General features: G+C 53.1%; 26 protein-coding genes and 1 tRNA gene. 21 read left to right on the top strand and 6 right to left on the bottom strand.

All coding sequences use genetic code 11. The features are described 5' to 3' along the window. Window positions 1-71 precede the first annotated feature (71 nt). The 5 genes from ABWV33_RS03960 to ABWV33_RS03940 all read left to right on the top strand — a co-directional run bounded on the left by ABWV33_RS03960 (window position 72) and on the right by ABWV33_RS03940 (window position 2,185). Window positions 72-245 carry a hypothetical protein gene (locus ABWV33_RS03960; RefSeq protein WP_353329174.1) on the top strand — a complete coding sequence of 58 codons (174 nt, stop codon included), beginning with the start codon at window positions 72-74 and terminating at the stop codon, window positions 243-245. Beyond that, the gene (locus ABWV33_RS03955) at window positions 226-492 is read left to right on the top strand and encodes a hypothetical protein (protein ID WP_353329173.1); all 267 of its coding nucleotides are present in this window, start codon (window positions 226-228) and stop codon (window positions 490-492) included. Before ABWV33_RS03960 ends, ABWV33_RS03955 begins: the two co-directional genes overlap by 20 nt. Window positions 493-786: 294 nt before the next feature. After that, entirely contained in the window at window positions 787-975 is a 189-nt protein-coding gene (locus ABWV33_RS03950; RefSeq protein WP_353329172.1) for a hypothetical protein, read from the top strand. Window positions 976-977: 2 nt separating this feature from the next. Beyond that, window positions 978-1,181 carry a helix-turn-helix transcriptional regulator gene (locus ABWV33_RS03945; RefSeq protein WP_353329171.1) on the top strand — a complete coding sequence of 68 codons (204 nt, stop codon included), beginning with the start codon at window positions 978-980 and terminating at the stop codon, window positions 1,179-1,181. Next, on the top strand, window positions 1,175-2,185 hold the full coding sequence (locus tag ABWV33_RS03940) for a tyrosine-type recombinase/integrase (protein ID WP_353329170.1): 1,011 nt from the start codon (window positions 1,175-1,177) through the stop codon (window positions 2,183-2,185). Before ABWV33_RS03945 ends, ABWV33_RS03940 begins: the two co-directional genes overlap by 7 nt. Window positions 2,186-2,261: 76 nt before the next feature. Here the strand turns inward: ABWV33_RS03940 and ABWV33_RS03935 are convergent. Further along, window positions 2,262-2,346, bottom strand: a tRNA-Leu gene (locus ABWV33_RS03935). Window positions 2,347-2,565: 219 nt separating this feature from the next. Between ABWV33_RS03935 and ABWV33_RS03930 the strand changes: the two genes are divergently transcribed. Beyond that, a complete protein-coding gene (locus ABWV33_RS03930; protein ID WP_353329169.1) occupies window positions 2,566-3,075 on the top strand; it encodes a Hint domain-containing protein in 510 nt (169 codons plus the stop codon). Here ABWV33_RS03930 and ABWV33_RS03925 read toward each other — a convergent pair. Beyond that, window positions 3,072-4,787: an NAD(P)H-hydrate dehydratase gene (locus ABWV33_RS03925; protein ID WP_353329168.1), complete on the bottom strand. Its 1,716-nt coding sequence runs from the start codon at window positions 4,785-4,787 to the stop codon at window positions 3,072-3,074. The two genes, ABWV33_RS03930 and ABWV33_RS03925, sit on opposite strands and share 4 nt — an antisense overlap. 168 nt (window positions 4,788-4,955) lie before the next feature. On the opposite strand from ABWV33_RS03925, the gene ABWV33_RS03920 reads away from it, so the two are divergent. The 5 genes from ABWV33_RS03920 (at window position 4,956) to ABWV33_RS03900 (ending at window position 9,759) form a co-directional block, all read left to right on the top strand. Next, complete coding sequence (locus ABWV33_RS03920; RefSeq protein ID WP_113823152.1) at window positions 4,956-5,294, top strand: P-II family nitrogen regulator; 339 nt, start codon at window positions 4,956-4,958, stop codon at window positions 5,292-5,294. Between the two features lie 37 nt (window positions 5,295-5,331). Beyond that, complete coding sequence (gene glnA / locus ABWV33_RS03915; RefSeq protein WP_113823151.1) at window positions 5,332-6,738, top strand: type I glutamate--ammonia ligase; 1,407 nt, start codon at window positions 5,332-5,334, stop codon at window positions 6,736-6,738. Window positions 6,739-6,899: 161 nt separating this feature from the next. Continuing rightward, the gene (locus tag ABWV33_RS03910) at window positions 6,900-7,739 is read left to right on the top strand and encodes an amino acid ABC transporter substrate-binding protein (protein WP_353329167.1); all 840 of its coding nucleotides are present in this window, start codon (window positions 6,900-6,902) and stop codon (window positions 7,737-7,739) included. A gap of 101 nt (window positions 7,740-7,840) precedes the next feature. Beyond that, complete coding sequence (locus ABWV33_RS03905; protein ID WP_353329166.1) at window positions 7,841-8,638, top strand: lytic murein transglycosylase; 798 nt, start codon at window positions 7,841-7,843, stop codon at window positions 8,636-8,638. Window positions 8,639-8,847: 209 nt separating this feature from the next. Then, complete coding sequence (locus tag ABWV33_RS03900) at window positions 8,848-9,759, top strand: hypothetical protein (protein ID WP_353329165.1); 912 nt, start codon at window positions 8,848-8,850, stop codon at window positions 9,757-9,759. A gap of 41 nt (window positions 9,760-9,800) precedes the next feature. On the opposite strand, the gene ABWV33_RS03895 is transcribed toward ABWV33_RS03900, so the two are convergent. Beyond that, entirely contained in the window at window positions 9,801-10,532 is a 732-nt protein-coding gene (locus tag ABWV33_RS03895) for a heme-dependent oxidative N-demethylase family protein (RefSeq protein ID WP_353329164.1), read from the bottom strand. A 125-nt stretch (window positions 10,533-10,657) separates the two neighbouring features. On the opposite strand from ABWV33_RS03895, the gene dddP reads away from it, so the two are divergent. From dddP to ABWV33_RS03880, 3 genes are all read left to right on the top strand, one after another. Next, window positions 10,658-11,998 (top strand): dimethylsulfonioproprionate lyase DddP, encoded by a 1,341-nt coding sequence (dddP, locus tag ABWV33_RS03890; protein WP_353329163.1) that lies wholly within the window; start codon window positions 10,658-10,660, stop codon window positions 11,996-11,998. Window positions 11,999-12,172: 174 nt separating this feature from the next. Continuing rightward, entirely contained in the window at window positions 12,173-13,402 is a 1,230-nt protein-coding gene (locus ABWV33_RS03885; protein ID WP_121999727.1) for a bifunctional alpha/beta hydrolase/OsmC family protein, read from the top strand. Between the two features lie 5 nt (window positions 13,403-13,407). Then, window positions 13,408-13,584 carry a hypothetical protein gene (locus ABWV33_RS03880; RefSeq protein WP_353329162.1) on the top strand — a complete coding sequence of 59 codons (177 nt, stop codon included), beginning with the start codon at window positions 13,408-13,410 and terminating at the stop codon, window positions 13,582-13,584. 168 nt (window positions 13,585-13,752) lie between these two features. Here the strand turns inward: ABWV33_RS03880 and ABWV33_RS03875 are convergent, their stop codons facing one another. Continuing rightward, on the bottom strand, window positions 13,753-14,319 hold the full coding sequence (locus tag ABWV33_RS03875; RefSeq protein ID WP_147232853.1) for a hypothetical protein: 567 nt from the start codon (window positions 14,317-14,319) through the stop codon (window positions 13,753-13,755). Window positions 14,320-14,534: 215 nt separating this feature from the next. Between ABWV33_RS03875 and ABWV33_RS03870 the strand changes: the two genes are divergently transcribed. Beyond that, window positions 14,535-14,795, top strand: coding sequence for a DUF6455 family protein (locus ABWV33_RS03870; RefSeq protein ID WP_113823143.1), 261 nt, complete (start codon window positions 14,535-14,537; stop codon window positions 14,793-14,795). Between the two features lie 63 nt (window positions 14,796-14,858). Here the strand turns inward: ABWV33_RS03870 and ABWV33_RS03865 are convergent, their stop codons facing one another. Beyond that, a complete protein-coding gene (locus ABWV33_RS03865; protein ID WP_353329161.1) occupies window positions 14,859-15,191 on the bottom strand; it encodes a hypothetical protein in 333 nt (110 codons plus the stop codon). An 87-nt stretch (window positions 15,192-15,278) separates the two neighbouring features. Here ABWV33_RS03865 and purB point away from each other — a divergent pair, with 87 nt between their 5' ends. From purB to ABWV33_RS03835, 6 genes are all read left to right on the top strand, one after another. Then, the gene (gene purB, locus ABWV33_RS03860; RefSeq protein ID WP_164621551.1) at window positions 15,279-16,583 is read left to right on the top strand and encodes an adenylosuccinate lyase; all 1,305 of its coding nucleotides are present in this window, start codon (window positions 15,279-15,281) and stop codon (window positions 16,581-16,583) included. A 95-nt stretch (window positions 16,584-16,678) separates the two neighbouring features. Then, on the top strand, window positions 16,679-17,659 hold the full coding sequence (locus tag ABWV33_RS03855) for an aminoglycoside phosphotransferase family protein (protein WP_353329160.1): 981 nt from the start codon (window positions 16,679-16,681) through the stop codon (window positions 17,657-17,659). Window positions 17,660-17,774: 115 nt separating this feature from the next. After that, window positions 17,775-18,326 (top strand): tetratricopeptide repeat protein, encoded by a 552-nt coding sequence (locus ABWV33_RS03850; protein ID WP_113823139.1) that lies wholly within the window; start codon window positions 17,775-17,777, stop codon window positions 18,324-18,326. 133 nt (window positions 18,327-18,459) lie between these two features. After that, window positions 18,460-19,488: a flagellar motor switch protein FliG gene (locus ABWV33_RS03845; protein ID WP_353329236.1), complete on the top strand. Its 1,029-nt coding sequence runs from the start codon at window positions 18,460-18,462 to the stop codon at window positions 19,486-19,488. Window positions 19,489-19,624: 136 nt separating this feature from the next. Continuing rightward, the gene (locus ABWV33_RS03840) at window positions 19,625-20,473 is read left to right on the top strand and encodes a DMT family transporter (RefSeq protein ID WP_353329159.1); all 849 of its coding nucleotides are present in this window, start codon (window positions 19,625-19,627) and stop codon (window positions 20,471-20,473) included. Between the two features lie 9 nt (window positions 20,474-20,482). Then, window positions 20,483-21,379: a lysophospholipid acyltransferase family protein gene (locus tag ABWV33_RS03835; RefSeq protein ID WP_113823136.1), complete on the top strand. Its 897-nt coding sequence runs from the start codon at window positions 20,483-20,485 to the stop codon at window positions 21,377-21,379. A 7-nt stretch (window positions 21,380-21,386) separates the two neighbouring features. Here the strand turns inward: ABWV33_RS03835 and ABWV33_RS03830 are convergent, their stop codons facing one another. Then, entirely contained in the window at window positions 21,387-22,088 is a 702-nt protein-coding gene (locus tag ABWV33_RS03830; protein ID WP_113823135.1) for a DUF1223 domain-containing protein, read from the bottom strand. Window positions 22,089-22,201: the final 113 nt, after the last annotated feature.

The raw sequence follows: 22,201 nt of genomic DNA, 5'->3' as shown, positions 1-22,201 counted from the left end.
GTTCCGGGGCGCGTGGCCACCACTCACAAAAAACAGACCCGCGCGCCCTGTCATTTTCTGGGGAATCCCAAATGACCAAAGCCCTGATCACAATCACAGCCTTAACGCTCATCGCTGCAACCGCCGCCATTTGGCTGGCCCTGTCCGATCTTAGCGATTGGGCCAAGGACTTTCCCGGCCTGACGCATGTCAACACACAATCAATCCACTTCGCAGGAGCGAACCATGCCCAAGCAATGCTTTGATAATATGCCCGCCCCTAAACAGGCCGGAATTCTTTGCAATGATGAACGGTTTCAAAACTTCGCGGCAACGCGCTGCGGGTTCCCAAAACAATCGTTCAGCACCACAGCTGCTGCCGAATACCTGCGCCAATGCTGCGGCATAGACAGCCGCCGGGAATTGGCAACCGACCCCACCGCTCAAGACAAACTCCAAGCGCTACGAACCGAATTCGACGTCTGGACCGGCAAGCAAGCCGCGCCGAGGTGAAACATGCCCCCAACTGTACAGCGACACCCACTACACAACAGCCGCACGGCATCGAACACAACAGCCAGCAACCGGCTGAAAGAATTAAGCTTTTTGGCCTTCGCGCAAAATGGCTGCACTTCGCAAATCAAAGGGAATTGCGCCGTTTGGCAAAGCTGCACGGGCGGATCAAACGCCGCCAGCGCAGCTTGGATGACCTAGTGGCCGAACGCCAAAAGATCATGAACCGCTGCATCCGCCGAATGCGCCGAATGCGCCGCGATAGCGGCAAAAACTGAGAATGAGGTCCGATCAATGCCAGATCCATCACTGCACGGAAACGGATTCACTTGCCCCGCTTGTGCTTTGCAACGTGAAACCGATCTGGAACGCACCACGTTTGGGTCAGTCAAAATCGACTGCAACAATTGCAACGGAACAGGTCGCATCGCGAAAACCATCGCCGCAATCGAAAGCGCCCTAGCAGAGCAATGGGAGGACTAGTAGTGACACAACGTGCGCCCCTGTTTGCCAGAGAACGGACAGCCGCAAAGCTCCTGGACATGAAGCCAGTCGAGTTTCGGCGACTTGTGGATTGCGGTGCGCTGCCAAAGCCTGTCAAAATCGGTAATGAATTTGAGCGTTGGTTTGTTCAGGATCTGGAAGCGATCCGCACTGGTGCAGCTATGGATGGGGCCTTTGAATGGTGACAAAATCCTGCAAGCCTTATGTGGTGCCGGTCAAACGAAAGGGGCACACCTACTATTACTTTCGCCGTGGCGGGAAATACATTCGCCTGCCCGATGACCCAGACAGCCAAGAGTTTGATCGAGCGTATTGGGAAATCCGTAGCGGGAAAGCTCAAGCGAGCAAAACCAACTTCGACGCTCTGATAACAAGCTACTATCAAACACCGAGATTCAAGCGCCTGAAAGACAGCACGCGCGCAGAGTACCGACGGACGCTTGAATTAATTCGTGACAAGAATGGGAAGCGGGATTTTACCAAACTCCGGCGTCGAGATGTGATTGCCGCCCGAGACGCCTATGCAGACACGTGGCGCAAGGCAAACGCGATGGTCGAGCAAATCTCGATTCTGGCAACCCACGCGATAGATCTGGAATGGATCACCTCGAACCCGGCCAGCGGCGTCGAAAAGCTGACAGGTGGTGAGTACCAGCCTTGGCCTGAAAACTTACTCAAGGCTTACGAGCGCGCATGTGAACCACATAAAGAGGCATTAACAGCCTATAATCTCTGCATAGGAACAGGCCAGCGGATCGGCGACGTCGTTGGGATGAAATGGGGAAATTTTGACGGCGATTTTATGGAAGTCGTACAGGAAAAGACAGGGTCGCACATCTGGGTCGCATGTCCCGCGAAACTGAAAGACTACCTTGCCACCCTACCCAGATCGGGCAAGCACATCCTTGCCAAGAACCTGACGCAACCGCTCTCAAAGCGTCGAGTGCAAAAACTCGTGATGGATGTAAGGAAACAGATCGGCGCAACCGAGTTTGTGATTCACGGCTGGCGATACAATGCTGCGGTTGAGCTGGCCGAGGCTGGTTGCAGCGACACCGAAATTCAAGCGGTTACAGGGCACAAGACTTTAGCGATGGTGCAGAAGTATCGAGCACAAGCAAATCAAAAGCGGTTGAGTAAGTCAGCGCAGGCCAAGAGAACAGAACAAAAACGAAACGAGAAACGATGAAACTTTGTGTGAAACTCTCTAGGCGACCGGTCAGGTGATCGCGCAGGAGATGAAAAATTATCGTTATTTTTCAAAGTGGTGCGGGTGAAGGGACTCGAACCCCCACGCCTCGCGGCGCCAGAACCTAAATCTGGTGCGTCTACCAATTCCGCCACACCCGCACTTTGCAACATGCGGCAAGTACCGCGTCACAGGCGGCTCAATAGCAAAGCTTGAAACGGAGTGCGAGAGGAAAATCACGAATTCTGCACTTACTTTTCACCCACCAAAGTTCGGTTTTTCTTCAAAGTTTTATAGCTATGACAAAAAAGAACACGACAGTTGCACGATTTTGCCATATTCTCAGTGGCAAAATAACGAGGCAACAGAGCGAGAGCGCCATGAAACCGAATACGGTCGGGCGTGAAGGCAGGGACATCCTGCATTCGCACCCCTATTCCCATCCTACTCCTGAGGTTGGATTTCTGCCTGGAACCATTTTGCTGACGCAGGATGGTGAAATGCCAGTCGAATTCATCTCAGACGGCGACAAGATCATCACGCGTGATGCCGGTTTTGTTCGGGTCACCAAGGTCACGCAATCTCGTCAACTAGTGCGCGCAATCTCTTTTGCGGCTGGTTCGCTTGGTGACACACGCCCTGATCAAGATCTGACATTACCTGCCGGTCAAAACGTGTTGATACGCGACTGGCGTGCCAAAGCGATGTTTGGAACCGATCAAGCGTTGGTCAGAGCTGATGCTCTCATAGACGGTGAATTCATCCGAGACCTTGGTTTACGCCCGATGGATCTGCATCAACTCCATTTTGATGCACCCCACATTCTCTTTGCTGGCGGGTTGGAGCTTGCAAGCCATTGCGCACAACAAGAACTCCGCCCGGCCGCTTAACCTTCCAAATTTCGCAAAACAGCGGGGACCTGTTCAGGCAGGTCCTCGGCAATCAGTCCCGGCCCGAAATTCCTTGCGCATTTTACATGCAACCAGACAGCTGTTTCACAGGCCTGCTGAGGCATTAATCCGCGTGCCAATAACCCTGTAATAAAACCCGCTAGAACATCCCCTGACCCAGCCGTGGCCAACCATGGTGCCGCGAGATCATAGAAAGCAGCGTGAATCGAACACTGCCCATCTGGTCCCGCAATAACTGTATCCGGTCCCTTGAACAGAACTGTACACCCCGCTCGTTCGGCGGCTTCACGCGTGGCCGTCACTTTGGAATAAGCAGGTCCACGGGTTGGCGAAGCATGCAACCGTGCCGCGATATCGGGAAAAAGGCGTGCGAATTCGCCCTCATGAGGTGTCAGTACACAGCTTTCGTGTAAATCTTTGAACAACGCTTCGGGTGCCTTCGTAAATGCAGACAAGCCATCAGCGTCCAGAACACAGGGTCGATTGGTAGCCAAAGCAACAGGGACCAGTTCCCGCGCTCGATCCAACCCCAGACCCGGCCCGAGGCACAAGGCGTTGATACGCTGATCCACCAACACGGCGGCCAATTGATCCTGCCCCCCGACACGTCGAAGCATAAGCGCTGAGATCTGACTTGCGACCTCCATCTGCGCCGACGGAGGTGTGCCAAGAGTCACCAACCCTGCCCCAATCCGTAATGCACCACGTGCGGCCAGCCTTGCGGCACCGGTTCGGCCACTGCCCCCGGTCAGCACAAGTGCATGACCATGGGAATACTTATGCGTTCCAGAGCTACTTTTGGCCAAAATCTGGGCCGGTGAATGTTTCAAATAGTCTCTGTGATCGCTGATCATTGGGACATCCAACACAAGAGATGTTTGTGCTGGGCGCAACGCCCCTTTGAGACCATATTCAGCCTCGGTGAATGTCGGACGATCCGATGACGCTTCCTCAAAACACCGCCAGTTCTTGAGGCCGATATCCTTAACTACAAGTTTTCCGCAAACTGCGGGACCATCTCCGATAAAATGCCCCACCTTCGGCGCATCAAAAGCAACAGTTAAAGTCGCATATCTGTCTCGCAATGATGCCACAGGCTTAGAAATGGTGGGTTTTGCGCCTTCAGGCAAACCCAACTCAAGGTTTGGATCAGAAACTAATACGCGCCCACTGTCCAAACACAGCCCCGAGGGGGCATCGATGGCGACCAATTTTCCTGAAAGAATATCTCCGTTGAGTTCTGAGAGATGGCGAACAACCTTGAGCGCCTCCCCTTCAAGTGGCCGTGTGAGCCCGGTCCCAAACAGCGCATCAATATAGAGTGTAATCGACAGATCGCGCAAAGCACGCTCAGAAAGTACGTCCACCTGCCCCAGGGCGCACCAGAGGTCGTAATTTGTTTTGGCATCAGGCGGTAACTTCTCTGGATTTCCGTATAACAATACCCGAACAGTCCAGCCCATCGCCTGCAACAGTCGGGCAACGACAAACCCATCGCCCCCGTTGTTTCCCGGACCACACAGAACCATCACACCTTGAGGTGTTGCTTCATAGTCTGGCCATTCCTCAAGGATCGCATCAACAACCCCCTGCCCTGCACGCTCCATCAGCTCCAAACCGGTCACTTCACCGGACTCAATTGCCGCATGCTCGATGGCCCGCATCTGCGCCGCAGTCAGCAATTCCGTCATCCCCAGGCCCTCACCGATTCAATTTCGCACGAAAATTGTGCAAATTGCTCAAAAAATAATCACACGCCATTTTTCGCTGCACTGCAGCCCAGACAAATTCGCTATCAGATTGTCGCTCCATCTTAGACGTGATCTGAACCGCGGTGACAAGGATGCGAGGACTCTGCCATGAAAAAGATCGAAGCCATCATCAAGCCGTTCAAATTGGACGAGGTGAAGGAAGCGTTGCAAGATGTAGGTGTGCAAGGCCTGAGCGTTATCGAAGTTAAAGGTTTTGGTCGCCAAAAAGGCCATACTGAACTGTATCGTGGCGCAGAATATGTGGTCGATTTCCTACCCAAGGTCAAAGTCGAAGTCGTATTGGATGACGACCAGGTAGACGCGGCTATCGACGCAATTGTAGATGCAGCCAAAACGGACAAAATCGGCGATGGCAAAATTTTCGTCAGCCCCGTTGAACAAACAATTCGTATCCGCACCGGTGAAACCGGCTCGGACGCACTGTAACTGAACACACGAAATCTCTAACAGAGGAAGCAAGAGAATGAGCAAAGACGCGTTTCTTCAGCTGATCAAGGACGAGGGCGCCGAGTACGTCGACGTTCGTTTTACCGACCCACGCGGCAAACTCCAGCACGTGACCATCGTTTCTGATCTGGTCGACGAAGACTTCATCGAAGAAGGCTTTATGTTCGACGGCTCGTCGATCGCTGGCTGGAAATCCATCGAAGCCTCAGACATGAAACTGATGCTCGATACAACCAGCGCCTATGTTGACCCGTTCTATGCGGAAAAAACAATCTGCGTGCACTGCTCGGTTGTTGAACCCGACACTGGCGAAGCCTATGCTCGTGACCCACGCGGCACAGCAGAAAAAGCCGAAGCTTACCTGAAATCTTCGGGTATCGGCGATGTTGCATACATGGGTCCCGAAGCGGAATTCTTCCTGTTTGATGACGTGCGTTTCTCGAACTCGATCAACAAGGTTTCCTATGAAGTCGACGCAACTGACGCGTCCTGGAACACCGACACCGAGTACGAAATGGGCAACATGGGTCACCGCCCGGGCCTCAAAGGTGGTTACTTCCCAGTAAACCCAACCGACGAAGCCCATGATCTGCGCGCTGAAATGCTGTCGACCATGAAGCGTCTCGGCATGAAAGTGGACAAGCACCACCACGAAGTCGCGTCCTGCCAGCACGAACTGGGTCTGATCTTTGGCACGCTGACCAAACAGGCGGACGAGCTGCAGAAATATAAGTATGTGATCCACAACGTTGCACATGCTTATGGCAAATCGGCAACCTTCATGCCCAAGCCAATCTATGGTGACAACGGCACAGGCATGCACGTAAACATGTCGATCTGGAAAGACGGCAAGCCGCTCTTTGCAGGCGACAAGTATGCGGACCTGTCAGATGAAGCTCTGTACTTCATCGGTGGTATCCTGAAGCACGCCAAGACGCTGAACGCTTTCACCAACCCGGCGACCAACAGCTACAAGCGCTTGATCCCAGGTTTCGAAGCTCCTGTTCTGCGCGCCTATTCGGCACGTAACCGGTCAGGTTGTGTTCGTATCCCATGGACTGAATCGCCAAAAGCCAAGCGCGTCGAGGCCCGTTTCCCCGATCCTGCCGCAAACCCATACCTGTGCTTCGCAGCCCTGCTGATGGCTGGCCTTGACGGCATCAAGAACAAAATTGATCCCGGCGAAGCCATGGACAAGAACCTGTATGATCTGCCTGCAGAAGAGCTGGCTGATATCCCAACAGTTTGTGGATCGCTACGCGAAGCGATGGAATGCCTTGCGGCTGACCATGACTTCCTGTTGCAGGGCGACGTGTTTACCAAAGACCAGATCGACGGCTACATCGCGCTGAAGATGGAAGAAGTCGAGCAGTACGAGCACACACCCCACCCAGTTGAGTATGGCATGTACTACAGCTGCTGATCCCAGTGGTCACGAAATTCGAAAAGGCGCCCCTTTGTGGGCGCCTTTTTTCGTGGTGCAGCTAACCTCCAAGGTGACTGCCCCTATTGCCAATTCCCCATATGCAACCTCCACATAAGCGCATAGGGTTTAGGCAACCCATCTATACTCAAGGAGTTTTTATGCGTCTTTTCACTCTGGCTTTCGCCGCCACCGCCCTCATAGGCAGCGCAGTTTCGGCTCAAACGATTGAACGTCTCAAAGAGACTAATCATCTTACGTTTGGATATCGTACTGACGCCGCCCCGTTGTCCTACCAAACCACAGACGGCAACCCTGCCGGGTATTCGCCTGCGATCTGCAATGAAATCGCACAATATATTGCCAACACGTTTGAGATGAAAAACCTCGACGTAGATTTCGTGGCAGTGGATTCAAAAGATCGCTTCGACAAAGTCGCCAACGGCGAGATCGACCTATTGTGCGGGGCCGCCACCATCACGCTTTCACGACGCGAAAAGGTTGATTTCTCAATCCCGACTTATGTTGATGGCACCTCTGTTCTGTTACCCAAATCTGCAACAGGTCATCTTTCAGATTTGGCTGGCAAGAAAATCGGCATGCGCAGCGCGACTACAACGGAACAAGCGGTGTTGAACTCTTTCGGGGCTGCAAGCGTCGAAGCGGACATGGTTCGTTTCAATACACATCCTGACGGGTTCAAGGCCCTGCAAAACGGTGAAATCGACGCCTATTTTGCGGACCAGTCAATCCTTCTGGTAAACTATTTCGAACGCGACATGGTTAACGACTTCAAACTAATGGATGAAATCCTAACTATTGAAAAACATGGCTTTGCCTTGGCCAAAGGCGATAGCGATTTCCGGCTCTTGATCGATTCAGCGCTCTCTGAACTTTATGCAGCAGGTACCATGCAAAAATTGTTCCAAGCCGTCTTACCTGGGGCCACTCCGGGTGCAGGTTTGCAGGCTATGTATGTCATCGCCCCCACGCTTCCCTAAACGTATTCCGCCGGGGCTTTCATAGTCCCGGCTTTCTTTTCAAGGCAAACCTTGTTTTACTGATTCAAGCCAAGCCACCCATTTCTTGTGAAAGGTTTCCCATGCGTGCTTTGATCTTTTCCCTGTGTTTTGGTGTCGGCCTATCGGCATCTCCAGTTGACGCCGCACCTTGCGGAAACACAAGTTCCGGGTTTGACGCATGGAAACGTGATTTTGCGACAACAGCTAAACGCGCAGGTGTCCGCAAAAAAGGCCTCAATGCGCTTTCCCAAGCCTCTTACGCAAACCGGACAATAGCAGCAGATCGCAACCAAAAGAGCTTCAAATACTCGCTCAAGAAGTTCATGAGTGTACGTGGAGCTGACACAATCGTTGCCCAAGGGCGCAAACGCAAAGCCCGTAACCCAAACTTTTATGCAACCTTAGAGCGTCAGTACGGTGTTCCGGCTGGGGTGTTGATTTCTCTGCACGGAATGGAAACGGCTTTTGGTGGCTTTATGGGCGACAGTCAGGTGGTCTCGGCCATTACAACTCTTGCATATGACTGTAGAAGATCAGATTTTTTCGTCCCCCACGCAATTGGGGCGCTAAAACTCGTGGACCAAGGTGCGATAACCACCCAGACCAAAGGCGCCAAACATGGCGAGTTGGGGCATACACAATTCCTACCAGGGAATGCCCTTACTTATGGCGTCGATGCAACCGGAGATGGTCGGGTCGATTTCTATAACGTGACAGACGCCCTTGCCTCTACCGCAAATTTCTTGCGTCAGAAGGGGTGGAAACCTGGCAAAGGCTATCAACCAGGCGAACCCAATTTCTCGGTTATCAAGCAATGGAACGCTGCAAGTGTTTATCAGCAAGCCATCGCAATCATGGCCAAACGTATCGACGGCTAAATGTCTACTGTATGCCTACCTGTCGCCACGCTCGCGCCTTGGTTGCGTCATCTTTTCTAAAAATTCCCTAAAAATAAGTTATTTTCTCGCTTTACAGAGATTCTACATACCTCCTCACTGCCCTGTGATTTGACAGATTCGGTCAAACTTTCTCCCACATCGCCAAGTAGTCTGTTTGATGAGAGCACACGCACAGGAGGATTAGAACTGTGACACAGGCTAGAGAGTATCATGGTGGACTAGTATTCTTGCAAGAGGATCAGGGGTCTTTAGATCGATTTGCCCGAATTGTATCGGCAACACTCGAAGATTACGGCCATTCGGTCGAACGACAGTCGATCTCGGATCGCAATGAAGCAACAGTTGTAACCCATCAATATGCGGTGCATCTGGGTCTTGATTCAAATCCGCTCTGCGCGTCGCGCAGCCATCGAATGGATGCAGCTGCAGGGTTGAACCCCAGACGCAAGAAGAGGCGAGATCAGGTTCGCAAACGATTGACGATCTCTCTAACACCGGTTTCAGACAAGACCGATGACCGGGATGTATCCGAACTGATCTTGGTCGTCATGCTCTATCGGATGGTTGATCTATATAGCAGCGAACATATCGAATGGCTCGATCCAAGTGTCTTGCTGACTGTAGAACAATTTCTGGGTGCCTTTGCGAATGTGTCGCCGCAACGGGTACAAAGCCGACAAAAGGTTTTCCATGCACGTGGAAAACGCTTTGCACCAGTAGAGGATACTGCCCCCGGATTGGCAGTTCAATACGACAAAATTTCAGGCCAGACCCCACATTGTGGCAAGCTGGGCTTGGTTGAACTCACCGATGAGGAAGCACTCGCGCTCGCTTTCCGAAGCGACCCCCATCCAGACGAGCTGGATGCGAACGAGGCTCTGCTTCATGCAGAAAATGATATTCGACGGCTTACAAGCTGGGGGATGACAGGTGTATTGGCCTTCGTATCAGGACCAGTTGCACTTTCTCTGGCAGCGGTAAACCTAATCCGAGGTGAGGACTTCCGACTGTCAACTCAGGTTCTGACCCTGACAAGCGCCCTTATGATTTTGCAAGGTTCAGGTGCGATGGCAAGTGTGGCAACATACATTCCTATGTAAGTTTGCGCCGGGTCCGACTGCCCTGCCCGTCCTTGGACGGGTCAGGCGCCCGGCACATCCTGTCTAGCTAAAACATAGGTATGAATAGAGAAAACCACCGCCCCGCTTTGCGGCAATCGAAGGATACATTGCCGCTCGCTACGTAGAAATTCTGCGGCCTTCTGGTCCGGTTGAACACGCCGTTGCAAAAAACTGCGCGGCTGATGGAGTTCAGAATCCCGGTACCAAAGCGCGTTGAACCGCCACATGGGTTTGCCCGCTTTTACCCCATCAAATAGTCGCTGAACCCGGCGAGCAATACCGTCCTCATAGCCTTCAACGCCATCATGGATCGCGATTAAGGGCCGCATAAACTTTTCAGACAACGTCCAGCTCGCGGGAAAGCACAAAACAGCCCCCGTCAAAACGTGTTCGTCACCCTGTTTTTGCAAAATACAAAAATCTTCCTGCACCAGCCGCCCCAAAGTCAGCAATGGATTGTCACGATCTACCGCGACACTAACCCCATCTGCCCGAACCACGTGTGAACCGCAGTTCGGGTAGGCTAATGACACAACCAAATCCAGCAATTCCTGTGCCGGCTCTTTGGCCTGCCCATCCATCGCGACGACGTCATCATACGCGTTGCTCAACAGCTGATCACGCCGCGCCATTTGACTCTCAAACGCCTCGTCTTGATGTAGCCAGTCCTGCATCGACATTGCCGAAATCCCCGGCAAGGCTCGTGGTGTCAAAGGATCGTATGGAAGTTCAGTTTGCAATATATCGGTCATGAGTTTGCTCATATCATTGCCTCTAGGCGAAGTCGGTAAAAAACGACCTGCTTCCCGGTCGTTTTCTGTGCGACAGCCCCATCAACAGGTTTCAAACTGTCCCCAAAATCCAGGGAGGTGAGCAAGTGAACCATCATTACCGAGATACTCGAAAAATTGACCCGTCGCGCGGAACCGACCTTGGGGATGGAACTCCCAATGACAACAACCGCATCGAAATTGGCCCCACACAGTTGGCCTTCGATGAATGGGCCAGTGCTGGACTGACCCTACCAAACCTCGAAAAGATGCGGGAATACCGGTGGAAGCGGCTGACCCAGCACATCGTGGATCGGGGCCTTGGCGGCCTATTGATGTTTGATCCGCTGAACATTCGCTATGCCACCGATAGTACCAATATGCAGCTTTGGAACACGCATAACCCGTTCCGGGCCGTCCTGCTTTGTGCGGATGGGTATTTGGTCATTTGGGATTACAAGAACTCTCCGTTTTTGTCCGAATTCAATCCGCTCGTGCGGGAACAGCGTTCCGGCGCAGATCTGTTTTACTTCGACCGCGGCGACAAGGTGGACGTGGCCGCCGATGTTTTCTCAAATGAGGTGCGTCGTTTGATGGAAGAACACGCCCCCGGCAACACACGCCTCGCGGTCGATAAAATCATGTTGCACGGGCTCCGGGCGCTTGAGGCGCAAGGGTTTGATATCAAAGAAGGCGAAGAAGTCACCGAGAAAAGTCGATCCATAAAGGGGCCAGATGAAATCCTCGCAATGCGATGTGCCCATCATGCCTGCGAAACAGCCGTCGCAGAGATGGAGCGGTTCGCCAGAGCCAATGTCCCAGCAGGCCAGACGTCGGAAGATGACATTTGGGCCGTGCTGCATGCCGAAAACATCCGGCGTGGCGGGGAATGGATCGAAACCCGTCTATTGACCTCAGGGCAGCGCACCAACCCTTGGTTTCAGGAATGCGGGCCGCGCATAACCCAGAACAATGAGATCATCGCGTTTGATACTGATCTAGTTGGATCTTATGGAATTTGCATCGATATCTCGAGAACCTGGTGGATTGGCGATGAAAAGCCACGCCCGGATATGGTCTATGCAATGCAACACGCCCACGAGCATATCATGTCAAACATGGATATGCTCAAACCCGGCGTCACCATCCCGGAACTAAGCGCCAACACCCACGTTTTAGATGCGCAATATCAGAGTGGGAAATACGGATGCCTCATGCATGGTGTTGGCCTGTGTGATGAATGGCCGTTGGTGGCCTATCCAGACCATGCGGTGCCCGGCGCATTTGACTATCCCTTGGAGCCAGGCATGGTTTTGTGTGTCGAGGCTTTGGTCAGCCCTGAAGGCGGTGATTTTTCGATCAAGCTGGAAGATCAGGTTTTGATCACCGAAGATGGCTATGAAAACCTGACCACCTACCCCTTCGATGCCGATTTGATGGGCGAATAATCTCAGCTTTTAAAGCATGGCCGGATTTGTTTCCGAGCACTGGCCATGCTTACACCACCTGCCCTACAATACACCCCGGCTCCGTTTTGGTCACCTTGGCGTGACCTACGTGACACATGGGTTGAGGCAATGCTCCCAACACCCCACTCTCGGGGGAACGAAAAGGAGCCCCCCATGCCGACCGAACGCATCACATTTCCCGGTCACGCCGGAAGCCAACTGGCGGCGCGTCTGGATTTACCGGATGGCCCGGTATTGGCAACTGCCCTGTTTGCTCACTGTTTTACCTGTTCCAAGGACATTCCAGCCGCGCGCCGCATCGCTGCACGTTTGGCGGCAATGGGGATCGCGGTTATGCGGTTCGATTTCACGGGGCTTGGCCACTCCGAAGGGGAATTTGCAAACACCACGTTTACCTCAAACGTTCAGGATTTAGTGGCGGCAGCCCAATATCTGAACACCCGCGGTCTGGCCCCCGAATTGCTGATTGGGCATTCGCTGGGCGGTGCTGCTGTTCTGCGTGCGCGCGCTGACATCCCCACAATCAAAGGGGTGGTAACACTCGGGGCCCCTTTTGATCCTGGGCACGTATCGCACCACTTTGATGATGCCCTACCGGAAATACAGTCCAAGGGCGCTGCAGAGGTCTGTTTGGGTGGTCGACCGTTCCGCATTGGCAAAGCCTTTGTTGACGACATATCCGACGTTGCTCTGGGTCCAGCGATTGCCGACCTCAAAGCGGCCTTGTTGGTTTTGCATGCCCCAAGGGATGAGACGGTCAATATCGACAACGCCAGTCAAATCTTCCTGGCTGCAAAGCATCCCAAAAGCTTTGTCACCTTGGATGATGCCGATCACCTGATCACCCGCCAACAAGACGCCGAGTATGCCGCAGACGTCATCGCGGCCTGGGCAACACGCTACATCCAACTCAAGCCACCAGCGCCGCCCATTGGAACTCCCGAAGGCATCGTGCGTGTAACCGAAGCCGACCCCGGCGGTTTCCTGCAGGACATTCAATCTGGTCCAGACCACCACGCCGTCGCGGATGAACCCGTGTCGTATGGCGGCACAAATCGCGGCATGTCGCCTTACGGGTTTGTGTCGTCGGGTCTGGGCGCTTGCACCTCGATGACCATTCGCATGTATGCGCGCAGAAAAGGATGGCCCTTGGTCGGCGTCAGCGTCGATGTCAGTCACAACAAGGTCCACGCCCAAGACGCGGATTCCGCAGCACGCGGCAAGATTGATCAGTTCACTCGAAAAATTCGTCTCGAGGGGCGCCTGACTGAGGAGCAAAAACAAAAGCTGCTCGAAATTGCTGACAAGTGCCCCGTACACCGGACGCTTGAAGCAAGCTCTCAGGTCGAGACCTTGCTCGAAGACACGCTGTTGACAGCTTAAAGCCCTTGACCCTCTGCTCCTTGAATGGGGCAGAGGAAATTGCACTTAACGCCGGCGTCCTGGCATGGGTCGCGCCACAGGTGGACGGTGAATCGGAGGGCGCGCAATTGGGGGTTTCGCTACAGGGGGACGCGCGATTGGGTGCTCTGGTTTTGGCCGGTCTGGACGATCTGGTCGATTAGGGCGATTTGGATACCCATAATAATAATCGTTCCACATCATGGAATCGTAATAGACGCCACCACCGACACTGACCGCCGACGGGTCGCATGCTGACAACGCCAAGACTGATGCGCTCAAGCCAACGGCAAGGGTAAGTTTTTTCATCATAATGATCCGTTTCCCTCTGTTCAGCGCAACGACCGGAACGAGCTGTAAATGGCGTTGATATCGTTGATCATCTCCGGATCGACACCAGCCTCGAGAATAGCAATTGAAATAGCCACACGATCCTGCGGAAGATCAATCAACACGGCAGTGAAGTTCACAGTCTTACGCCCGCGTCGTCCATGACCTGCGTACTTGGCAGCAGAAAGCCCCCCGATCCGGGTTTTCTTTTCACTGACCAATACCGGATCCTCAACAATGGATTTTCCAACATTACGCAGGTATTCAACAGCTTGATCAAAGGTCCGAACGCCGTTTGGCGACATAAAACCAACCCAAGCGCCCTGGTCGCTGACCGGGGAAAAACCGATCACACGATTGATTAGTCGCTCTTCCTCTAGATCAGGAGGAGAAATTACACGTGGCCCACCCGCACGCACCTGCCAATAGTCGGGCGCGCTTACTTCGAACAACGATTGACCACCGTTTTTGTATATGACCGGCATTTCAGCAACGGCCAGACCCGGCGTCAATCCGAGCACAGTAAGCCCCAAAATGGCGCGAACCTGCCTTGAAATTTTTGCAATCATGTCTCTCACTTTCACCAAATACTGCATAATCATCCCGGCTACCCGACTGTAAGTAAAGTCAAAACAGAAATTCCGCTCCGTCCATCACCCTCTTGCCATTGCCCCGCCTCATGCGAGTTCTTGATATATATCAAGGGCAGGAATTTTCACTTGTGACACCCATAGAGCGAAGGATCGGCTTTGGGTCCGATGAAAAAGCAAAGGACTTGGCTCTCATGAGTATCTTTTCAAAAGTTGCCGACAGCACGGATTTGGTAAACGGAATGGCGCAACGCCTTGGCGTTGACGTTGCGACTGACATCGCAAACTCCCCTGACGCGGCGGCCAAAAAGCTACGCCAAAGAGTTATCCTGTGTTCGTCCTGCTCAGACCAAAAAGGGTGCGCAGAGCTTCAGGCCAATACGACTCATTTGGATCACGCACCTGACTACTGCATGAACAAGCAAGCTTTGGAACGCGAAGCGCACAAAGGGTAAACCCTTGACCACGAGGTGCCGGGTTTTCCGGCTCCTTCTATCGGAGACCCCCGAAGCACCCGTTCAGTTCGAATATGTACCATCGATAATGTCACCGCCGAATCCGATGAAACGGATACCGTTTTCCAAACGTTCAATATCGTAGCAGGCCCAAATATCCGATGGCGGCCACTTGGAACAGTATTGGTCGTCGCGTATGGCCCAATATCCCCAACTGGGGCGACCAGACGTGTAAAGAGTTCTCATGGATGGGCGAAAATCTTGCCGCGCACCGCTCTCGTACAGAACTTCACGATCCATCAAAGCCGCCAGAATACCCTCCTCATCCAGCATTTCAGCCGCATGAGTTGCCGTTGATCCGGTCAGAAAGGCTAAAATCAGGGCAAACCGTCTCATATCAGCGCTCCCACCTTGTCGATACCGCTGCACGAGTTTAAGACGCGCGACATCCCCTGCGCTAGTCACAAAAAGGTGCCGCTGCCAATGATCCCTCGCTACTCCCGCCCCGAAATGGTTGCCATCTGGTCGCCCGAGACCAAGTTTCGCATCTGGTACGAGATTGAAGCCCACGCCTGTGACGCGATGGCTGATCTGGGTGTGATCCCGAAAGAAAACGCCGAAGCCGTCTGGAAAGCCAAAGACGTGAAATTCGACGTCGCGCGCATTGACGAAATCGAAGCCGTCACAAAGCACGATGTCATCGCGTTCCTGACCCACCTAGCAGAACATGTCGGCTCGGAAGAGGCCCGCTTTGTACACCAAGGCATGACCAGCTCAGACGTGCTGGACACCTGCTTTAACGTGCAGTTGGTTCGCGCCTCAGATATCCTGATCAAGGACATGGAAGGGCTGCTCGCAGCACTCAAGAAGCGCGCGATTGAACACAAAGACACCATTCGCATTGGCCGCAGCCACGGTATCCATGCCGAACCCACAACCATGGGTCTTACGTTTGCGCGTTTCTATGCGGAAATGGATCGCAACATGAACCGCCTGAAAAAGGCGCGTATGGAAATCGCAACCGGCGCAATCAGCGGCGCAGTTGGGACATTTGCCAATATCGACCCCCGCGTCGAAGAGCACGTCTGCGAGCAGTTGGGTCTTGAGGCCGAACCAATCAGCACACAGGTGATCCCGCGTGACCGTCACGCCGCGTTTTTCGCCGCACTGGGCGTTGTTGCGAGCTCGATTGAAAACGTCGCCACTGAAATCCGCCACATGCAGCGGACCGAGGTTCTGGAAGCTGCGGAATTCTTTTCGATGGGTCAAAAAGGCTCCTCGGCAATGCCGCACAAGAAAAACCCAGTTCTAACGGAAAACCTGACCGGTTTGGCACGTCTGGTACGTATGGCCGTTGTTCCTGCAATGGAAAATGTCGCGCTGTGGCACGAGCGGGACATCTCGCACTCTTCCGTTGAACGCAACATCGGCCCAGACAGCACCATCACTTTGGATTTCGCCCTGTCGCGCCTGACTTCTGTTATCGAAAATCTGTTGGTTTACCCGCAGAACATGCTCGACAACATGAACAAATTCCCAGGTCTGGTGATGAGCCAGCGCGTGCTATTGGCGCTGACCCAAGCAGGTGTTTCGCGAGAAGATGCGTACCGTTTCGTACAGCGTAACGCTCTGAAAGTTTGGGAAACCGGCTGTGACTTCAAAGGCGAACTGCTGGCTGACAAAGAAGTTGTTGCGGCGTTGGGTGTCGAAGAAATCGAAGCCAAATTCGATCTCGGCTACCACACAAAACACGTCGACACGATTTTCGCGCGCGTATTCAAAGACTAAATTGTCGAGGCCCTGGATTTCCGGGGCCTCTTCTTATTGCTGATCGACGCGATTTGGTACAACCTATGCGAACGGTTGAACAAATCAGTGAAACAATGATCAAACCAAGCCCGGCAGAATTGCAAATCGCCCAACAATTCCTCTCAGAGTTTCGAGATGCTCGCAACATTGACAGTGACATGTCGATGACCTGTATTTACCGATCTGCCGACTTTTCAGACGAACGTCTCGTTTACCGCGTGACTACGTCACATGACACTGAATACGCGCTCAAGATCGATGTCGCACCAGCGCCAAACCCCCGTTTATCAGACGAATTCAAAGTTCTTACGCGACTTGTCCCGCATTTTGAACATCGCGCCGAAGTGGATGTGGTCAAACCGCTGTACCTTTCGCCAAGCGCCCGATTTCTGGTAACAGAATTCGTGGACCACAAAACGGCCACTCATCATATTTTTAATTCGAAAAAGGACGCCCAAGCCGGGCAGATGTATCGACGTGCTGGCCATTGGCTCCATGAGCTTCACGACATTGACCCGCCATCCAAGACACGATTCTGGTTTGACTGGATGTTCGAAGCGATCGAAGAAAAGCTCTCTGCGGGCCTCCCCATGATGCCTGCCTCAGACTATCGCCCAATGATCGAACAAATGAAACGCGATGTGGAATGTATCAAGCAATTCAAAGCGTTCAAACGGTACTGTCATGGAGATTTTCACGGCGAAAACCTGATTATGGGCCGTGGGACTGCGTTTGGGCTGGATTTCACGGAACATCGCGTAAAACTGGGTGAATACGACATCGTGGATTTCCTCAAGGGCGATGTTTACCGCAGCGGGGATCCACTGGACGTAGATCGCAGTGGCATCTTACGATCAAACAAAGAAATGTTTTTCAAGCGGTACAAGCATCGCATAAACATGGCGATCCTCGATTACTGCATTCGCGCCCGTATGTTGATTGACTGCCTTCACATCACCCAAAACATGTATAAGGCGGATGAGTTTCAGCGCACCAAATATCGCAATTTGCACAACAGACTGACACTCGCCTTTCGCACACCAATAGAAGGGTAGCCCGCTCTGTCGGGTCACATCACGCAGGTTTGACATCCACTTGCGCAGGTGGCTAGCTGATATTCTCAAAAAACACTCTACATTCTTTTTGTTGTTTTATAACTCGGAGTTTCTCATGCGTCTCGCTCTTGCCCTTATTCTTGCTGCTCCAACTTTTGCCTTTGCTGCAGGCGGCGGCAGCGGTGATGGGGGGACCACCTGGACCAACCCCCCAAAGCCAACCCAAACAACGAAGACATGCAAAGGCATCAAGGTTTGGGATGAAAAGAAAAAGCGTTGTGTCAAACCCAAACAGTCCTCACTCGACACCGATACTCTGTATGGGGCTGTGCGCGAGCTCGCTTATGACGGGCGATATCAGGACGCGCAGGGGGTTCTGCGCGCAATGTCAGACCAAAACGATGATCGTGTCCTTACCTACTGGGGATTTACCCACCGAAAGTTAGGACAGACCGCCTTGGCAAACGCCTATTACCAAAAGGCGCTAGCGGTGAACCCAGACAATATACTCGCGCGAAGCTATATGGGTCAAGGGTATGTGGCAGAAGGAAAAACAGAGCTAGCGATCCATCAATGGAAAGAGATCAAGGCGCGTGGCGGCGAAGGCAGCTGGGCCGAAGTCTCCCTCCGCAAGGCGATCAAAACGGGGCTCACTTACAACTACTGACCTTCAGCCTTTGTTTACCCCGTCTGCACTAATGTGACTGCAACTCCAAAACACTGGAACACGCAGGAACATGCAGGAAGACAGAGCATTGATGCAACTGGGCGCACCCGTAAACGACCTGGTTAATGGTCAAATGATGACAGAGACTGAGGTACGGGTCCCTCGGTCTCTAACCGCCCGGGAAAAAGCCGCAATTGTTGTGCGTCTTGTGATCAGTGAAGGCGCCGATATCCCGTTAGAGGATCTGCCAGAGGATCTGCAAGAAAAGCTGACCCAACAAATGGGCCAAATGGGATTGGTCGATCGGATCACCTTGGATGCGGTCGCCGCTGAATTTGCCGACGCGCTTGAGGGGATCGGATTGGCTTTTCCTCACGGCTTGGCTGGTGCCTTATCTGCAATGGACGGCAAAATTGCGCCAACAACGGCCGCCCGCCTGCGGAAAGAAGCCGGAGTTCGTCAGATTGGCAACCCATGGCAACGTTTACGCGATCTCGACGCGATGGAATTGGCCGAAATTGCTCAAGCCGAAAGTACAGAGGTCGCCGCGGTTCTCTTGTCCAAAATCGAAACCGCAAAAGCGGCTGAACTGCTCAGCAAGCTCCCGGGCCCCCTGGCACGTAAAATTACATTTGCCGTCTCACAAACCGGCAGCGTCACGCCAGAGGCCGTTGAGCGGATCGGATGGTCCCTTGCCAAACAATTGGACGACAAGCCAATTTCAGCCTTTGAGGATGGGCCGGACAAGCGTGTTGGAGCCATATTGAACCAATCAACAGCCGCCACTCGCGAAGATGTGCTCGAAGCGCTGGATCAAGAAGATGCTGTTTTTGCAACCTCCGTTCGCAAAGAGATCTTTACCTTTGCCCACATCCCTCGCCGTCTCAGCCCACGGGATGTTCCTGCAGTTATTCGCCAAGTAGATCAGGCTGATCTTGTTACCGCCATGGCGGCAGCGACCGAGGGGGCCGATGCGGACAGCAAAGAGTTCCTGTTGGCCAATATGTCCACCCGAATGGCGGACAACCTGAGAGACGAAATTACGGAAGCAGGATCAATCAAACAAGCAGATGGCGAAGACGCGATGAATCGGTGCATCACAGCCATCCGTCAGCTTGAGACGGACGGCATACTCGACTTGATCATCGAAGAAGAAGACTAATCGGCAGCCTTAGAGCGTAATTCTTCTCCACCGCAATGGACAGTCGAAGAGATGGCTCATATCAGAGTGATATGAAACACTCCCCACCAGTTTTCGTGTGCACGACGTTGACGCCCAATTTTTGGTCCTCTCAGAGATGAATGCAAATCGCGCTATCATCTTGATGATCTTTGCAGTTTTGTGCTTTTCACTGATGGATGCCTCTGTCAAAGCCCTATCCCCGCGTGTCGGTGTGATGACAGCACTTTGGGCGCGTTATGCAGGTCAGATGGCCTTTGTACTCATCCTCGTTTTGCCGCGCCTCCATCAGGTTGTCCGGACACACCATCCAATTCTGCAATTTTTGCGCTCTTTGCTGCTTATGGGGGCCACGGGCTTTTTCTTTATGGGTCTCACCCTCATCCCGCTGACGGATGCTGCTGCGCTGATGTCCGTTAACCCTGTCCTGATCACTTTGGGGGCTGCCCTTTTGTTAGGTGAAGCCTTAGGACCACGTCGGATCGTTGGGATCGCTTTTGCTTTGTTGGGGGCCGCAATTATCATTCGGCCCGGATCCAATGTGTTTTCGCTGGCCTCATTTTACCCAATTGCAGCCGCCGTTTGCTATTCAGGTTATGCTTTGTTGACGCGAAAAGTGGGGGCCAACGAAAACGTCTGGACCTCCCTTTTTTATACGGGTCTCGTGGGAACAATCCTGCTGAGCTGTATCGTCCCGGCCTATTGGCAAACCCCGGACCTCACCGCTTGGGGCCTTATTCTGTTGGTTTCAGGATTTGGAACGTTAGCTCAAATGCTGCTCATTCGGGCCTTTAGCGCAGGCGAAGCCGCAGTATTGGCGCCTTATGCCTATTGTGGCCTAGCCTTTGCTGCGATTTGGGGCGCGCTATTTTTCGGAGAGCTGCCAGATTTCTGGACTGTGGTTGGTGCGCTTGTTATCGCGGGGGCGGGCCTATATGTCTGGCATCGTGAGACACACAGCCGCTGAGATCTATTGATGCCCGTTGAAAAATCCGAACTGACCCGCTCTGAACGGATCAAGTATTACATCGCCAATACATTCCTATCGGGCTTCATCGGAGGGATGCGCCTGCTGCCTTACGAAAGGCGCATCGCAACGATGGGGCAAATTATCAAAACGCTCGCACCTGTCGTCGGATACACTAAACGAATCCGAGATAACCTGGCACTAACCTGCCCTGAATTGCCAGAAGCAGACGTGGGCCGCCTGTGTAAGGAAGTCCCCGACAATGCGGGTCGTGCAATCATGGAGCATTTTTCTCCAGAAGAGTTCGTGGAGCGTCAGAAAGGGGCCAAGGTCAGCGGCCCCGGTGTTGAAACCTTTGACGCGATGGTCAAAGAAGGCCGCCCGATGATGATGATCACCGCGCATTTCGGTCACTATCTAGCTGCACGCGTGGCGTTGCAAAACCGATCAACCAAGCCAATCGGATGTCTCTTTCGTCGAATGGCCAACCCCTATTTCAACGACCGCTATGTTGATGCTTTCTGTCAAACCGGCGAACCGATGTTTGAACAAGGTCGGCGCGGCATGATGGAAATGGTGCGTTCGCTGAAAAAAGGCGGCATTATCGCAATTGTTTCAGATCTGCATGCTCATGGTGGGAAAGCCATGAGTTTCTTTGGCAAGCCTGCGGCCACATCCACCTTAAACGCTGAATTGGCCATCAAGTACAACGCCGTGATGATCCCTGTTTACGCGATACGTCAACCAAACGGTTTGGATTTTGAAATCATTCTTCATGAGCCAGTGGAACACAGTGACCCAGATACCATGACGCAACAAATCAACGATGATCTAGAGGCGGTCGTGCGTCAGAATATGGGTCAGTGGTTTTGGATCCATCGCCGCTGGAAGCCTTGGCAGGACTAATCAAGCGTCAGCGCACACGCGCAGCCGCGACAATCGATCCGTGATTGACCTGTTGAACCAAGACCACGGCGGGTTCGTCTCTGATCATTGGCGTTGTCAGTGTATTTTGCCCCTGCCCGTCCCAAGAACCGACTTGGGTCCAGGATTCGACAACGTTAGCATAGTCAAGCGTTTCGCCCGCCAACTCGCCACGTTTGATAGACACACGACGGGCCGGTGTATAGTTCACTAGGAACACATCATATTCCCCGGTCAAAGCGCGCCCTGTCGTGTTGACTGAAATAACCACCTGCCCGTCGGATAGCTCTGCCTTGGCTTTTGCGACCGGTGTCGCAGCCCGGTGTTTCCCGATGTGTTCCATCAATTCCATACCGCGCGCGCCAACAACATCCTCTTGGCCATTGATGATCATCTGAGGCGTGTAAATCATGCTGCGCCCACCTGCCTGCGCAAACCCCTGCTGTCGGATGGTATGCGCAGGATCCGCAAACTCATCTTTCCAGCCGATGTAGTCCCAATAATTGACATGCAGCGCTAATCCGATGACATCCTCCTGCTCTGCCAACTTGTGCATCAACGCATCTGCAGGCGGACAGGATGAACACCCCTGAGAGGTATAGAGCTCGACCACCACTGGATTGCTCTCTTCCGCAACGGCGACAGACGCCGAAATCCACAAGAGGGCGAGCGGGGCGAGAACGAATTTCATAACACGGCTTTCTGTTGGGGTTTCTTCGGGTTTACCCCCACCTCACCCTCCTTGGCCAATCAACGTTTCTTGAAGCAAAGGTGATCTTGTACTCAACGCCCTGATGTATGGTT

The organism is Phaeobacter sp. NW0010-22, from assembly GCF_040365955.1.
Lineage (GTDB): Bacteria > Pseudomonadota > Alphaproteobacteria > Rhodobacterales > Rhodobacteraceae > OMPR01.
Note: the sequence above shows the minus strand (reverse complement) of the source record. Positions and strands in the feature narration are given on the sequence as shown.

Excerpts from the sequence above, each read along its gene's own strand:
- ABWV33_RS03905 (WP_353329166.1), top strand. The coding sequence starts at position 7,841 with ATGCGTGCTTTGATCTTTTCCCTGTGTTTTGGTGTCGGCCTATCGGCA.
- purB (WP_164621551.1), top strand. The coding sequence starts at position 15,279 with ATGATCCCTCGCTACTCCCGCCCCGAAATGGTTGCCATCTGGTCGCCC.
- ABWV33_RS03865 (WP_353329161.1), bottom strand. The coding sequence starts at position 15,191 with ATGAGACGGTTTGCCCTGATTTTAGCCTTTCTGACCGGATCAACGGCA.
- ABWV33_RS03845 (WP_353329236.1), top strand. The coding sequence starts at position 18,460 with ATGATGACAGAGACTGAGGTACGGGTCCCTCGGTCTCTAACCGCCCGG.
- ABWV33_RS03875 (WP_147232853.1), bottom strand. The coding sequence starts at position 14,319 with ATGATTGCAAAAATTTCAAGGCAGGTTCGCGCCATTTTGGGGCTTACT.
- ABWV33_RS03955 (WP_353329173.1), top strand. The coding sequence starts at position 226 with ATGCCCAAGCAATGCTTTGATAATATGCCCGCCCCTAAACAGGCCGGA.
- ABWV33_RS03940 (WP_353329170.1), top strand. The coding sequence starts at position 1,175 with ATGGTGACAAAATCCTGCAAGCCTTATGTGGTGCCGGTCAAACGAAAG.
- ABWV33_RS03835 (WP_113823136.1), top strand. The coding sequence starts at position 20,483 with ATGCCCGTTGAAAAATCCGAACTGACCCGCTCTGAACGGATCAAGTAT.
- ABWV33_RS03870 (WP_113823143.1), top strand. The coding sequence starts at position 14,535 with ATGAGTATCTTTTCAAAAGTTGCCGACAGCACGGATTTGGTAAACGGA.
- ABWV33_RS03960 (WP_353329174.1), top strand. The coding sequence starts at position 72 with ATGACCAAAGCCCTGATCACAATCACAGCCTTAACGCTCATCGCTGCA.
- ABWV33_RS03910 (WP_353329167.1), top strand. The coding sequence starts at position 6,900 with ATGCGTCTTTTCACTCTGGCTTTCGCCGCCACCGCCCTCATAGGCAGC.
- ABWV33_RS03830 (WP_113823135.1), bottom strand. The coding sequence starts at position 22,088 with ATGAAATTCGTTCTCGCCCCGCTCGCCCTCTTGTGGATTTCGGCGTCT.
- ABWV33_RS03850 (WP_113823139.1), top strand. The coding sequence starts at position 17,775 with ATGCGTCTCGCTCTTGCCCTTATTCTTGCTGCTCCAACTTTTGCCTTT.
- ABWV33_RS03930 (WP_353329169.1), top strand. The coding sequence starts at position 2,566 with ATGAAACCGAATACGGTCGGGCGTGAAGGCAGGGACATCCTGCATTCG.
- ABWV33_RS03920 (WP_113823152.1), top strand. The coding sequence starts at position 4,956 with ATGAAAAAGATCGAAGCCATCATCAAGCCGTTCAAATTGGACGAGGTG.
- glnA (WP_113823151.1), top strand. The coding sequence starts at position 5,332 with ATGAGCAAAGACGCGTTTCTTCAGCTGATCAAGGACGAGGGCGCCGAG.
- ABWV33_RS03840 (WP_353329159.1), top strand. The coding sequence starts at position 19,625 with ATGAATGCAAATCGCGCTATCATCTTGATGATCTTTGCAGTTTTGTGC.
- ABWV33_RS03925 (WP_353329168.1), bottom strand. The coding sequence starts at position 4,787 with ATGACGGAATTGCTGACTGCGGCGCAGATGCGGGCCATCGAGCATGCG.
- ABWV33_RS03885 (WP_121999727.1), top strand. The coding sequence starts at position 12,173 with ATGCCGACCGAACGCATCACATTTCCCGGTCACGCCGGAAGCCAACTG.
- ABWV33_RS03855 (WP_353329160.1), top strand. The coding sequence starts at position 16,679 with ATGATCAAACCAAGCCCGGCAGAATTGCAAATCGCCCAACAATTCCTC.
- ABWV33_RS03895 (WP_353329164.1), bottom strand. The coding sequence starts at position 10,532 with ATGACCGATATATTGCAAACTGAACTTCCATACGATCCTTTGACACCA.
- ABWV33_RS03950 (WP_353329172.1), top strand. The coding sequence starts at position 787 with ATGCCAGATCCATCACTGCACGGAAACGGATTCACTTGCCCCGCTTGT.